The organism is Labrenzia sp. 011 (assembly GCF_003075075.1).
GTDB lineage: Bacteria > Pseudomonadota > Alphaproteobacteria > Rhizobiales > Stappiaceae > Roseibium.
Genome location: NZ_QCYM01000018.1, coordinates 1 through 12,998, shown reverse-complemented (window position 1 = coordinate 12,998; position 12,998 = coordinate 1). Strand labels below are relative to the sequence as shown.

Here is a 12,998-nt window from a genome sequence, read left to right as displayed (position 1 = left end):
ACAAGCTCTACAGCGTCAACGACGGCGCTGCGATCGTGGCAGTCCAGTTCAATGACGATGCGGTTCATTTCATCAACAGCGGAATTGAGCTGCACGCGCATGGCGATCATGCCGACATCGATGTCACCGAGCCGACCGCTCTGGAGACCATGCTGACCGGTCCACGACCGTTTCACGTCATCGATCATGGCGGCAAGGTTGCCATCAACCTTGACCGAGGTGGCTATGTGGAGATCGTGGACACGCACGAACTCTCCCATGGTGACCTGGAAACCAGCCGCCTTCCGCAGGAGCGTGCCCACCATGGTTTTGCAGCGCCCATCGGCAGTGGCTGGGTGACAACCGTCGCTTCAGACGCTCCCGTTGAAGGCGACGCCTTGCCCACGCGGATTGGGCTGCAGGCCATCAATCAGGACGGAACACCTGCGGGCGACGTGGCTACCTGCACCGGCATTCACGGCGAGGCCTTCTCCGGCGCGTACCTTGCGACTGGGTGTGCGGAAGGCGTTCTCACTGTGACCGCCGGGCCGGACGGACCGGTTATGAAAATGCTGGAATATCCGGACGATCTGCCCGCTGGCCAGACGACGGGCACATTGCTCGGCTCAAAAAGCATCCAGGTGTTCCTTGGCAACTACGGCGCATCCGGCATGGTGGTCATCGATCCGGTCGATGACCCTAATTTCCGCTATATCGAACTGCCGTTTCGCCGTGTCGATTTCGTCCTGGATCCGGCCAACGGACGGTTCGGATATGCGCTGACCGAAGATGGAACTCTTCATCAGGTTGACGTGCTCGCGGCCAGGCTTTCGAACAGCGCGAAAGTAACACAGTCCTATTCCAAGGACGGCCATTGGAACGATCCGCGTCCGCGACTCGCCGTGGCCGGAAACGAAATCATCATGAGCGATCCCCTGGCCGGTGTTGTGCGGCGTATTTCCAAGGAGACCCTGGAAGAGATCGCTGCCATCGAAGTGGACGGAATTCCCTACAATATCGCGGTGGCCGGCGGTAGTGGCCTGGTCCACGGCAAGACTGGTGAAGAAAGTCACGATCACAGCCACAACGACGCGCATGAGCATGCTCACAGCCACGCAGACGATCAGGTCTACAAGGGCTATTTCGAGGACGCTCAGGTCAAGGCGCGTTCCCTGTCGGATTGGGCCGGCGACTGGCAGTCGGTCTATCAATATCTGCGGGACGGGACGCTCGACCAAGTCATGGCTCGAAAAGCGGAACATGGAGACATGAGCGCCGAGGAGTACAAGGCCTATTATGAAACCGGTTACCGGACCGAAGTCGAACGCATCACGATCGACGGCGATGCCGTGACCTTTTTCTCCGAAGGGGTCCCGCTCAAGGCCCGCTACGTGAGCGACGGCCGCGAGATCCTGACCTACAAGAAGGGCAATCGCGGCGTTCGCTTCATCTTCAAGAAGGTCGAGGGGGATGAGGCCGCACCGCAGTTCATCCAGTTCAGCGATCACAAGATCGCTCCTGCCAAGGCTGATCACTATCATCTTTACTGGGGCGATGATCGCACCGCCCTCCTCGAGGAAGTGACGAACTGGCCGACCTACTATCCGTCCTCACTGAGTGCCGACGAGATCGTCGCGGAAATGCAGGCTCACTGATCGAGCCTGCCGGCGCCCGGCCTGACAGGCTGGGCGTATCCTCCGGTCGGGCCACGACTGCGGGAAAACCAACAGCCCCGATGAGACACGCAATGCCCGAGACTGCAGGAAAACCTTCAATGCCAGATTTTTTCAACCAGCAAATGGCTGAAAGCTATGACGAGAAAAACAGCCGGCTCTCCGCATTTTCGGCCAATATGCATATGCTCATCCGTCTTATTCTCGCGGACCTGCCATCCAACGCCCGCGTGCTCTGTGCAGGAGCCGGAACCGGTGCCGAGATACTCGCTCTCGCAAAAGACTTCCCGGGCTGGTCCTTCGTGGGCGTCGATCCCTCCGAAGCCATGCTGAAAGTCTGTCGGGACAAACTGGCGGCAGCAGACCTTCTCGACCGATGCGAACTGGTTCACGGGTACATCGACGATGTGCGGGACGAGGCGAAATTCGATGCCGCACTGAGCATCATGGTCGCCCATTTCATCGCTCGTGAAGACAGAAGCGCATATTACCAGGCTGTTCACGACAGGCTGAAGCCCGGAGGCTGTTTTATCAGCACGGAAATAAGTTCCGATCTCGACGCGGTCCAGTTCCCGTCATTGCTGAAAAACTGGGAACGTGTTCATTCCATGATGGGCGCGAACCCACAATCGTTGCAATCGCTACCGGACACGCTGCGCAACACGTTGTCCATAGTGTCCCAGGACGAGACCGAAAGCATGCTGAAGCGCGCAGGTTTCGAGTTGCCGGTCGCCTTTCTCCAAGCCTTTCTGATCCGCGGTTGGTATGCGACCAGGTGACCAGCGAAGATGAATGTCTCTGGCGGAACCAGCGGATCTCCTCGCGAAATGCCGGGATGCCGCGAGCTGACACCAACCCGGCGACAGTCCGGGCCTGGAAGCGCAGGACACCGCAAGCAAGGGTAGGCGGAGATGTCACGACATTTCACACCTGCCGGAATGATTTTGACGGAGGTTCAAAGAACCATGAATTATGCAGCGGCCGTTGCGGCCATGGCAGAGGAGAGGAAGGCGCAGGGGCTGCGTCCCTCGCGCGCTGATGCGGAAGCAGCCGTTCGCGTTCTCCTCGAATGGAGCGGAGATGATCCGGACCGTGAAGGGCTTGTCGACACGCCCGCCCGAGTCGTGCGCGCCTGGGAGGAGTTTTTCGAGGGATACAAGATCGATCCGGCGGAACTCCTTGCCGGCCCAGTCGGCCCGAAGCTGCGATTTTGGCCAACTCAAAGAACAGGTAGAGAACACGTGATCACATAGAGTCTGACGGTGAACCTTGGCCTTCCAAGGCGCGGTAGACCGTCATCCTGGAAATGTTCAGGTCACGAGCAACGGCGGCTTTGGTCGCGCCAGCAGCGATCCGCCTACGGATTTCGGCGTCATCGACATTTTTCTTCCTGCCCGTGTAGATGCCGTCAGCTTTTGCCGCGTCAATGCCTGCTCTTTGCCTGTCTTTGATGAACTTAAGTTCCATGTCGGCGACCATGCCGAGGATGGTGATGACCATTCGGCCCATGCTTCCGGCCGTCGTGACTTCGGGTTCGAGAACACGGAGTGATGCCCCCTTTTCGTCAAGCTCATGAACGAGATTGAGAACATCGCGGGTGGATCGCCCGAGCCTGTCAAGGCGTAGAACTACCAGTTCGTCGCCCGCATGCAAAAATTGCATTATGGTTTCCAGCTCGGATCGCCCCTTCCGGGATGCTCCCGATCCGGTCTCTGAGCGAATGATTTCGCAACCAGCAGCCTTCAGGCGCCCGTTCTGAATATCGAGGTCCTGATCTGTGGTGCTGACGCGAGCGTATCCGATGCGGGCCATGGCGATTCTGTAACATTAGGGTGGGTCCGATTGTGTAACGTCACTTTGATCGAAAATCCACCCTTTTGTTACACTCTGCGCGCGTCACATTTAAGTGTCACTCTAGGGCGTACCCAAATGCGCCACAGGTTGGAATCCTGTCGCAAAGTCACCCGCTTTAGCCGCACTTTTATGATCGCCTTTGTGGCACGATATCGTCGCATCCAACATGCGGTATGCGGGGCTCCCGAATTTACGAGCGGCCCGCCGCTGTTGACATCATAGATTCGGTGATCTAAATCTACACCCAACGTCAGGTTTAGGAAGCTGCTGCATTGTCGTCCCTTATTCAAATCGGTGAGCTGTCGGAGCGCGCAGGTGTCAGCCACCGCACGATCCATTATTATGAGCGGCTTGGGCTGGTGCAGCCGGCTGAACGCGAGGGTGCAGGCTACCGCTATTACGATGATACCGCGCTCAAGCGTTTGGAGAAGATCGCCGCCTTGAAGCGGCTCGGCCTCAATCTCGATGAAATCGCTGCGGTCCTCCCTCTCTATTTCGCGGATGCGACCGGCATCAAGGGCAAGGAAAAGGTGGTCGAGATTCTGAAAGTCCAGCTCGCCAAAGCTGAAACCCAGCTTCATGAACTGACCGCGTTCAAACGGGATCTGGAAGGCAACATCGCCCGTATGGAAGAGCTGATCGCACAAGCGCAGCGGGGCTGAAGGCAAGCAAGGCAGGAAAACATGAACCCACAATCTCAAGCTAACGTCAGGTTACATAATGAATAGAACCGGCCTCACTGCCCGCCATGTCGCATTGCTGGCGCTTCTCATGGCCTGCGGATTTCTTGTCGTCGGCCAGCTCTATGTGACCATCCCGCTCGTTCGGGGAATAGCATCCCGTTTTGCCGTCGATCCCGCACGAGCCTCCCTGAGCGGGACAGCCTTCGGTCTTGCCTATGCGGCGGGCTTCCTGATCTTCGGCCCCCTGTCGGATCGTTACGGCCGCAAGCGCATGATCCTCTTCGGGCTGGCCGGCACCACCTTGGCGACCGCCCTCGTCGGAATGGCGAGCGGTTTCGGATTTCTGCTATTGGCGCGGGCCGTGCAAGGGCTGGCTGCCTCGATCTTCCCTCCGGCCGCCCTCTCGCTCGTGACGGAAGATCTGCCCGCGCAACACCGGCCGCTCGGGGTCTCATTGATGAGCTTTGCCTTCCTCGGTGCGGCCCCGCTGGCGCAACTGTTCGCGGCCGGGTCGAACGGGGAATTACCCGCCATCATGTTCCAGCTCGCGCCGCTCTATGCCGTCGGCGCGCTCGGTCTGGCTTTCACCGCATCATCAAAACGGACGACATCTGCCCCGCAAAACGATGCGCAGGCTGCGCGTCCGGCCGGATTGCTGCGCGATCCGGGCATTGTCGCGGCGTGGCTGGCGGCTGTGACCGTGCTGCTCGGGTTCGTCTCCTTCTACAGCGGGGCGCAAATCCTTGGTGCGACGATCGGGGTTGACCTTCAAACCCTGCGGCTTGTCGGCCTGCCGCCCCTGCTTTTCACGTTCGCAGCGGCCCCGTTGACGCGCCGCTATGGTGCCACGGTCACGGCGCGCCTCGGCCTGATCCTCGCGGCGGCTGCGCTCGGGATCGCCGCCATTGCCACACCATCTGCGGCGCTGCTGGCGAGCGCCCTTCTTTCTGGCGGTGTGGCCCTTGCCGTGCCGGGGCTTATCGCCACCGTCGCTGGCCGGACGACGAACGCTAATCGTGGCCGGGCGCTGGCGATCTACAGTTTCGCCCTGTTTGTCGGCGCGAGCACCGCGCCGCCCATCGCGCAAGCCCTCGGAGGCCTTGGTGCCGCCCCGCTTTGGCTGCTGTCGGCCGTCCTGCTGCTGTTGGCCGCCCTCGGACTCACGTTCGGCATTTCCCGACCCTCACCCTCCAGCCCACGATGAAAGGAGGCCTCGACATGCCCCGATTACGCCCCGCCATTGCACTCGCCGCGCTCGGTCTCATCGCCGGAAGCCCCGCCACCATCTCGCTCGCTGATACGCCGAAAGGAAACCCCATGACCACAACTGCTCTGGCCCAGCCCGTTGCTGACACCATCGCGACCTATATGCCGGCCGGATATCGTGAAATCGCCCGTCGCCCCGTCACCGTAGACAAGGAAGGGGCGGAACTGGTGCGCTACGAGCGAACGGACGGCCGCAATGCTGCGCTCGGCGGCGAGCATTTCAGCACCGTCATTGCGAATAACGGCCGCCTCAAGGGCTTTGCCCGCATGGACCTCGATCTGGTCGGCGGCGAACTGCCGTCCCGTGAGCAAGCGCAGGCTATCGCCATGAGCTTCCTGCGCGAAGCCGCCCCCGATCTCCTGCCGGTTCTGAAAATCAGTTGGGTCGATCCTCACGACGAGCCGCTGCGCGTCATCCGTAATGGGCACACGGAAAACCTCACCTTAACGGGCATGAAGGTGAAGATGCGCAACACTGCTGACGGGCTTTGGATGTGGGTCATCGTTAGCGCTGACCGTAAGGTCATGGTGTTCGAGCGCGATATTCACTGGATCACCTTTCCCGGAAAGCGTGGCACTGAAAAATGGCTGCACGACGCCTGGCTTGCAGAGAAGGGACATAGCGTTCGCCCGTCCTGAATCCGTTTCCTCATGGACCGGCGGGCGCTGTCGCACCCGGCAGCGCCGCAGAACTCTGAACACAAGTTTGAATAGCACCTAAGTTTTGCAAAGTGCATTTTCGCGCCGCTGCTCAGGCAGCGATTTTGCCGAAATCTATCCGGCTGTACAGATCGACATCGAACCGGCCGTAGGGATTGACGTGAGCGTAGATCAGCGGGGTAAGGCCGCGATAATCTTCCGGAGCCATACGACCGTGCCAGGCTGGTTCTGCAAGCACCGTTTGTAGCATGTGCGTGTTTACATAGACGAGCGAAGCCTGAAGAAGGTGTAGCGCCAATGCCGAAACCTCCTGCTTATCAATGCGGTTGGTCGCCATTTCACCACCTTTACCGAAGAAGACGAAACCGTTGGCGCTATTCCAGTTTTCGACAACGTTCAGCCCTTCATGGATTTCCCTGCGGAAGGCTTCCTGCCGCAGATAGCGGCATAGAAAGATCGTCTTGACCGCACGGCCGAGTTCGCTCAACGCCTTGTAGGTTGGGTGCATCACTTCCGCCCGCGCGAAGCGGCGCAGGATCGCCTCCGGATCGGCCGTGCGCGTCTGCATGGCAGCGGCATATTTGACCATTTCGTCATATTGCTGCTCGATTTCCTCCCAATTGATCGGGTTGGAAAGGATCGGAAGCAGGTTCGGCAATCTTGCCCGGAAGTTCGCATCCGGTAGCGCCAGCTTCTGCCGGGCAATCGCCTTCAGGCGTGGGGCGAGTTCAAAGCCGAGCAAGCGGCAGAAGGCAAAACCAACGGCGCTCTGGCCGTGGCTATCGACATATTGCCGTTGGATTTCCAGATCAGTGCAATGGCGAAGAACACCTTCGATCATCGATGCAACTTCCGACGACGAGCACCGCTTGAGCTGGGAATAGACGCAGGTGGCCCGCCTTTCGACATGCCAGTAGATCATGACGCCGCGCCCGCCATAGCGAGCATGCCACTCCGTCATCAGGTTGCGATCCCAGGCCCCGAACTTCGTGGAATCCGATGCGCAGGCCGTCCCGGCGTCACCCCAGACTGCTGCGTTGCGAATTGCAAGCGTTGCATTGGCAACCCGAGCGCAGGCTTCCCGCAAAGCGCCCGCGTGAATGAAGCGGCGATGCACATGAAGAAGTTCCTCATAGCTGGCATCGGTGGTGGCTCCGGCAACCCTCTTCAAACCGGCATTGGTGCCGAGGCCATAGAGGCAAAGAAGCAGTCGTTGATCCAGAACAGGCTTTGGCAGGGCGACACGGGAGGCCGAGGTCTCGAATGCGTCAAGAAATCCGGTGTCGAGGGCTGCTTCCTTCAGCACATCGAGAAGGCCCGTCATCGGCCAGCGCTGACCAATCTCCGATTTGATGGCTGCCAGCCCTTTCGGTTCCGGCGCTGGTTTGAACGGCGTGATCGATATCCGGTTTTCGCCGCGCCAGAGGATTCTCACCTTCTCGTTTTGTGGCATTGTTTCGTTCAGAAGCAGCAACTCGTGTTCCAGCTCCTGGCGAACCATTGCCACAAATTCGCATGCGTCCTGTGTCAGGTTCAGCTTGGAATAATAAGAGGCGCGCCGAGCCGCAAAATCCTTCGGCAGATCATCATCGGGATTGCGGTAACGGTCCGCGCCGACAACCCAGATTTCCTTGGACCGGATGCATTCCCGCAATTGGGTCAGGACGCAGAGTTCATAGCTGATGCGGTTGACGCGGCCATTTCCATCGATGACCGAACTGCGCCACTTTGCCGGGATCACACCGTCTATCGGCACATCCTTCTGCGGCACGAACCGGCACCCGTCCTCCAGCTTTGCCCTGATCCAGTCGAGGGCGGACAAAACTGGTCGCCAAACCGCATTGTTCGACCGGAACTCCAGCACGGAAAGCAGGCTTGGTAGCATCCGCCGATAATGATTGGCCCATGAATTGCGCATGACTGCATAGATTCGGCGGTCAAGTGCACCCTTGGCACTGCTTTCCTTGATGATCGCCGCCAGCTTTTCCTTGCCGACAACCGGAAAGATGACATCGCAGATGCGACCGTCCGGATCGTCAATCGATGCGGTTGCAATGTCGACGAGCAGCCGTTCCTTGCCATAGACCCGTTCGACATCCTTGGCGATGTCACCCACCACCTTCCGTTTCGACCGGGTTCCGATCTTGTGTACCGTCTCCACGAGCAGCTCGACCATTGCATCGGTCATCGCCGTTTCCCGCGCCATCAGATACACCGCATAAAGCGCGAGCTGGCGCGTCTGCGTGTGGCGGCGCATCTCCGACGCCTTTTCGCCGGAAACCCGGAGGGCAACATGCTCGATCCAGGCCGGGTTGATCGCTGAAAGCATATTCCGTGGGAGTTTCAGGCTCCGGATGAACGCAAGCCGAGCGGTCACCTCCAGAATGTTGTCGAGCGTTGCTCGCCCCGCGTCGGCCTTCATCGCATTGAAGCCCGTCGGCCCTTCCGCGTCAGCCAGGGAGCTTTCCATCGCCAACACAGTCTCAGGCGGAAGCACGGCACTCACCTCATGAAGCCAGCCGTCGAGATATTGTTGCCGCTGCGAACGAACAAGCCGTTCAAGCTCTTTGGCAGACGGACCATAGATATTGCGATCCCGGCACCAGAGGAACACCGCCTCAAGCATGGCGCTGACGGATTGTCCGGACGGGCAAAGCTCGCCGATAATCCAATAAGAAAGCGCTTCGCGGTCTTGTCGCGTCATGCGGCCAAAGCCGAGATACTGCAAAATCTCGGCGCAATGCCGACGGGCTGTTCTCCCGCCGAAATCATAGCTGGACAGTTCGTCGGCTGGGACGCCGATCTGCTCGGCCAGATATTCGGCAGCATCGTTCGGGATCAATGTGCCATCGTCAGCGAAAAAACCGCGTGCGCTGAAAAACTTCAACTGCGAGGCCAAGCCGAGCCTCGTCGCGGCCGGTTTGGAATTGATGAAATCAATGTCGGCGAAGCTCAGGCTACATTGACCGACAATGTCCGAACTCGAAATACCCGTACTCATTAAAGCGCTCCTCAAATTGGAGCGCAATGTCACGACCGGGCACTTCTCGGGTCAATCCTCCACGCCGTGTTCCCACAACGTTCTGCGAGTTGGCCAAAATCGCAGCTTCGGGCCGACTGGGCCTTGTACGGGCGACCAGATGGTTCGCTGCCAGGGGTATCACCGTGGAACGCGTCATGACCGACAACGGCGTCGGTTATCCGAAGACGATCCGGGTGGACAACGGCAGCGAATTCATCTCCCGTGATCTTGCCTGTGGGCCTATGCAAATAACGTCACGCTCGACTTTTCTAGGGTGTGGACCCATAAAATTGTACATTCAGGCATCAATCCGACAAAGAAGAGCAAGGAAAAGCCTGAAGAGCCATGCTGGTGCATGGGGCAAAGGCTTTGACGCGGCTCTTCGCAGCCGGATTGATGTCCTTCGGATCGTTCAGAAAGCGACAGTCTCCAGCGTTGCAAAATCTTGAAAACCAGAAAGGTTTCCTGCGATCTTGCGCCTTGGCGCCAATCATTTTCTGAACGACCTGAAAGCATAATTTTATGGGTCCACACCCTAACAAAGCCAAGCGCGGTCAACAATTTGGCAATGCCGTTTGCGACGTTAACCGGCTATCGCGCTCACTCTTACTTTAGGGAATCTTAAGCGAAAAATCAACAGCACAACCTTTTATATTCATATATGTACTGTGCTATTATTAGTTTTAAATGCCTGTTTTTTTATTTTTTTAACTAAATTAAAGCAAAATTCGAGCAAATCAGGAAGTAGAGCATCGCTTCGGTTTCGTCGCAGTGTGAGGAGCTATTAATGAAGGAGTCATACATATGAGCGTTAAGTTTCGCATTGGTTTAGGCTTTGGCCTGGTGGCATTAATGGTTGCGTTTGTTGGCATGTGGTCGCTTTTCAACTTCAATAACGTCAAAAATGATGTGGCCCAGCTGGAAGATATGAGTTCAGACGCATTGCTCGCTTCCGAATTGAATGCGGACATGGCGAAAGTCCTCCTCAACACAAATGAGTATTTGCTGACGCGCTCATCGGAAGATCTCGCTGAGGCCACAAAGTTCGTTCTACAGGTCAATGAGGGCGTGGAACTGGCCAAAACCGAGATCAACAATCCGGTCCGCGTCGAATTCCGCAACGAGATCGAAGCCGGAATCGGCATCTTCGAAACAACCCTTGCCGACGTTGCCGCTCTCTATTCGGAGCGGGATGACCTCGTTGTGAACACACTCGATAAGGTCGGCCCGCGCGCCCGTATCAACCTTACGGAAATCAATGAGACGGCGACAGCCGATGGCGATTATGAGACCGCAAATCTGGCCGGCCAAGTTCAAGAGAATTTCCTGCTTGCCCGCCTTTACATGTTGAAATTCCTGGCTTCGAATGATCCGGCGGATATCAACCGTCTCTCCAAGGAGTTCGAGCAGGCCAGTGCCCGGTTGACGCAGCTGGACGCAAGCATCGAAAACCCTGCGCGCAAGAAGCTGCTTGCAGAGACTATTCCCATGGTGGAGAGATATGAAACGGCCGCACTTCGGGTTCGCGATATCATTCTGGAACGCAATCATCTTCGTGACGAAGTCATGTTGGCAAGCGGGGTAAAGGTCAGCAAAAATGCGACCCTAATGAAGGAAAGCGCCGGAAAAGACGCAGTCTTGCTCGCCAAGAGGACGAACGACTTGATGACCTCTACCGAGGTTCAGGTAGGGATTGTCTCAGCGGTATCGTTTGTTGCGTCCCTTATCCTCGCTTATGTAATCGCCATGGGGATAACCAGACCGATCAGCCGCCTTGTCAATGACGCCGATGAGCTTGCTGGAGGTAACACAAACGTGTCCTTCGAAGAAGCGCGGCGCAAGGATGAAATAGGCGCCGTAGCAAAGTCGATTTCCGGCTTCCTGGAAACGGTTAAGGAACAGCAGCGTTTGGAAGCTGAACACAAGCTGGCACAATCTGAACGTGAAAAACGCAATTCCCGGATTTCTGCCGCTGTTGGAACTTTTGACAGTGAAGTGGGTGGTATGCTGACTTCGATTTCCGAGGCTTCGGCGAACTTGCAGGTTACTGCAGATCAGATGACGGCAACGGCCCAGGATACGGCTCAGCAGTCGACGACGGTTGCAAGTGCATCCGAGCAGGCAAGTGCCAACGTTCAGACCGTAGCTGCGGCCAGTGAGGAGCTTTCTGCCACGATCAGCGAGGTCAGCAGCCAGGTTGCCCACTCGGCGAATATTGCAAGCAGTGCCGCGTCACAGGCGGAAACGACCAATGAGCAGATCTCGGGTCTTGCAATCGTTGCCGAAGACATCGGAGAAGTCATCGCTCTTATCTCCAGCATTGCGGAACAGACAAACCTTCTGGCTCTCAATGCCACGATCGAAGCGGCGCGTGCTGGCGAAGCCGGCAAGGGCTTTGCGGTTGTCGCAGCGGAAGTCAAGGAACTGGCGAGCCAAACGGGCAAGGCAACCGAGGAAATTTCAGCGAAAATTTCCGCCATCCAGAATGAGACCCGTGAGGCGGTTGACGGCATTCAGGCGATTTCGTCCATCATAGCGGAAATGAACACGGTCGCTTCTTCCATTGCCTCTGCTGTGGAGGAGCAGTCGACAGCTACGAGTGAGATCGCCTCGAATGTGGATCAGGCAGCCCAGGGAACCGATGAAGTCAACCGGAGTATTGTGGTGGTATCAAAGGGAGCTGCCGAAACCGAAGAGGCGGCCGGGAGTGTGGTTCAGGCCTCCGAGCTTCTCGCAAGCCAGGCACAAACCATGCGCCAGGTAGTTGAACAGTTTCTGGGTGAAGTGAACGCAGCGTAAGCTGCCTTCCACCACTAGGGTGTGGACTCATAAATTATGCTTTCAGGTCGTTCAGAAAATGATTGGCGCCAAGGCGCAAGATCGCAGGAAACCTTTCTGGTTTTCAAGATTTTGCAACGCTGGAGACAGTCGCTTTCTGAACGATCCGAAGGACTTCAATCCGGCTGCGAAGAGCCGCGTCAAAGCCTTTGCCCAATGCACCAGCATGAATAGCCCCGCGTTTCGTAGACACCTTTCAGTTCATGATTGGTGTCTGTTCTCGAATTCGACGGGCGACAGCATGCCGTTCCGGGCGTGCTTGCGCGTTGGATTGTAGAACATCTCGATGTAGTCGAACACATCCTGACGTGCTTCGTCCCGGGTTCGATAGGTCCGGCGTCGTACTCTTTCGCGCTTGAGCAGGTTGAAGAAACTTTCCGCTACAGCATTGTCATGGCAGTTGCCGCGTCGGCTCATAGAGTGAACCAGATTGTGGTGCCGAAGGAAGCTCGCCCAATCCATGCTCGTGAATTGGGAGCCTTGATCAGAGTGGACCAACACCTTGTTCCGGGGCTTTCTGCGCCACACGGCCATGTGCAAAGCCTGAAGGACAAGCTCGGTTGTCTGCCGGTTTTGCAGTGACCAGCCAACAATACGACGCGAGAACAGGTCGATGACCACGGCCAGATAGGCAAAGCCCTCCATGGTCTTGATGTAGGTGATGTCGGTCACCCAGGCGGTGTCCTGCGTATCGACATCAAACTGCCGTGCCAGGGTGTTATCAATCACGACAGACGGTTTGCCGCCATAGGAGCCTGGTCGACGCCGATAGCCGATCTGAGCCCTGATCCCCGCCAGCCTGGCCAAACGGGCAACCCGGTTTGCGCAGCTGGTCTCGCCCTGGTCCAACAGGTCATCATGGAGCTTGCGATAGCCATAGACCTTGCCGCTTTGCTTCCAGGCTTCCTCGATCAATTGCGTCTGACGGATATCTTCCTGGGCCCGCTTGCTCAGCGGGCTCTTCGACCAAGCGTAGAAGCCGCTGGGATGGATGCGCAAACAGCGGCACATCGCCCGCACCGA

The 12,998-nt window shown here is 57.6% G+C and carries 8 protein-coding genes and 3 pseudogenes; 8 read left to right on the top strand and 3 right to left on the bottom strand.

Features of this window, described 5'->3' with window-relative positions; genetic code table 11:
- Positions 1 to 1,049 precede the first annotated feature (1,049 nt).
- The 3 genes and pseudogenes from DCO57_RS24150 to DCO57_RS17200 form a co-directional block, all read left to right on the top strand.
- Positions 1,050 to 1,634 (top strand): annotated as a pseudogene (locus DCO57_RS24150) (metal-binding protein ZinT); the annotation flags it as partial.
- Between the two features lie 119 nt (positions 1,635 to 1,753).
- A complete protein-coding gene (locus tag DCO57_RS17205; RefSeq protein ID WP_205756196.1) occupies positions 1,754 to 2,431 on the top strand; it encodes a class I SAM-dependent methyltransferase in 678 nt (225 codons plus the stop codon).
- 186 nt (positions 2,432 to 2,617) lie between these two features.
- A pseudogene (locus DCO57_RS17200) lies at positions 2,618 to 2,833 on the top strand (GTP cyclohydrolase I); the annotation flags it as partial.
- A gap of 64 nt (positions 2,834 to 2,897) precedes the next feature.
- Here DCO57_RS17200 and DCO57_RS17195 read toward each other — a convergent pair.
- Entirely contained in the window at positions 2,898 to 3,464 is a 567-nt protein-coding gene (locus DCO57_RS17195; RefSeq protein WP_116700146.1) for a recombinase family protein, read from the bottom strand.
- A 314-nt stretch (positions 3,465 to 3,778) separates the two neighbouring features.
- Here DCO57_RS17195 and DCO57_RS17190 point away from each other — a divergent pair, with 314 nt between their 5' ends.
- From DCO57_RS17190 to DCO57_RS23720, 3 genes are read left to right on the top strand one after another with little or no spacing between them, the layout of a single operon-like run.
- On the top strand, positions 3,779 to 4,168 hold the full coding sequence (locus DCO57_RS17190) for a MerR family transcriptional regulator (RefSeq protein ID WP_208978009.1): 390 nt from the start codon (positions 3,779 to 3,781) through the stop codon (positions 4,166 to 4,168).
- Between the two features lie 58 nt (positions 4,169 to 4,226).
- Positions 4,227 to 5,393: an MFS transporter gene (locus DCO57_RS17185; RefSeq protein ID WP_116700145.1), complete on the top strand. Its 1,167-nt coding sequence runs from the start codon at positions 4,227 to 4,229 to the stop codon at positions 5,391 to 5,393.
- Positions 5,394 to 5,407: 14 nt separating this feature from the next.
- Positions 5,408 to 6,094, top strand: coding sequence for a hypothetical protein (locus DCO57_RS23720; RefSeq protein ID WP_205756195.1), 687 nt, complete (start codon positions 5,408 to 5,410; stop codon positions 6,092 to 6,094).
- Between the two features lie 112 nt (positions 6,095 to 6,206).
- On the opposite strand, the gene DCO57_RS17175 is transcribed toward DCO57_RS23720, so the two are convergent.
- Positions 6,207 to 9,116, bottom strand: coding sequence for a Tn3 family transposase (locus tag DCO57_RS17175; protein ID WP_116700144.1), 2,910 nt, complete (start codon positions 9,114 to 9,116; stop codon positions 6,207 to 6,209).
- A gap of 161 nt (positions 9,117 to 9,277) precedes the next feature.
- Here DCO57_RS17175 and DCO57_RS17170 point away from each other — a divergent pair.
- Both DCO57_RS17170 and DCO57_RS17165 read left to right on the top strand, forming a co-directional pair.
- Positions 9,278 to 9,411: pseudogene (locus DCO57_RS17170) on the top strand (IS3 family transposase); the annotation flags it as partial.
- Between the two features lie 530 nt (positions 9,412 to 9,941).
- Complete coding sequence (locus tag DCO57_RS17165; RefSeq protein ID WP_116700143.1) at positions 9,942 to 11,936, top strand: methyl-accepting chemotaxis protein; 1,995 nt, start codon at positions 9,942 to 9,944, stop codon at positions 11,934 to 11,936.
- A gap of 240 nt (positions 11,937 to 12,176) precedes the next feature.
- Here DCO57_RS17165 and DCO57_RS17160 read toward each other — a convergent pair.
- Positions 12,177 to 12,998, bottom strand: an 822-nt coding sequence (locus tag DCO57_RS17160) for an IS3 family transposase (RefSeq protein ID WP_116700142.1), incomplete at its 5' end; no start/stop codon positions are given.

Coding starts and splice junctions, on each gene's coding strand:
- DCO57_RS17195 (WP_116700146.1), bottom strand. CDS start 3,464: ATGGCCCGCATCGGATACGCTCGCGTCAGCACCACAGATCAGGACCTC.
- DCO57_RS17185 (WP_116700145.1), top strand. CDS start 4,227: ATGAATAGAACCGGCCTCACTGCCCGCCATGTCGCATTGCTGGCGCTT.
- DCO57_RS17165 (WP_116700143.1), top strand. CDS start 9,942: ATGAGCGTTAAGTTTCGCATTGGTTTAGGCTTTGGCCTGGTGGCATTA.
- DCO57_RS17205 (WP_205756196.1), top strand. CDS start 1,754: ATGCCAGATTTTTTCAACCAGCAAATGGCTGAAAGCTATGACGAGAAA.
- DCO57_RS17175 (WP_116700144.1), bottom strand. CDS start 9,116: ATGAGTACGGGTATTTCGAGTTCGGACATTGTCGGTCAATGTAGCCTG.
- DCO57_RS23720 (WP_205756195.1), top strand. CDS start 5,408: ATGCCCCGATTACGCCCCGCCATTGCACTCGCCGCGCTCGGTCTCATC.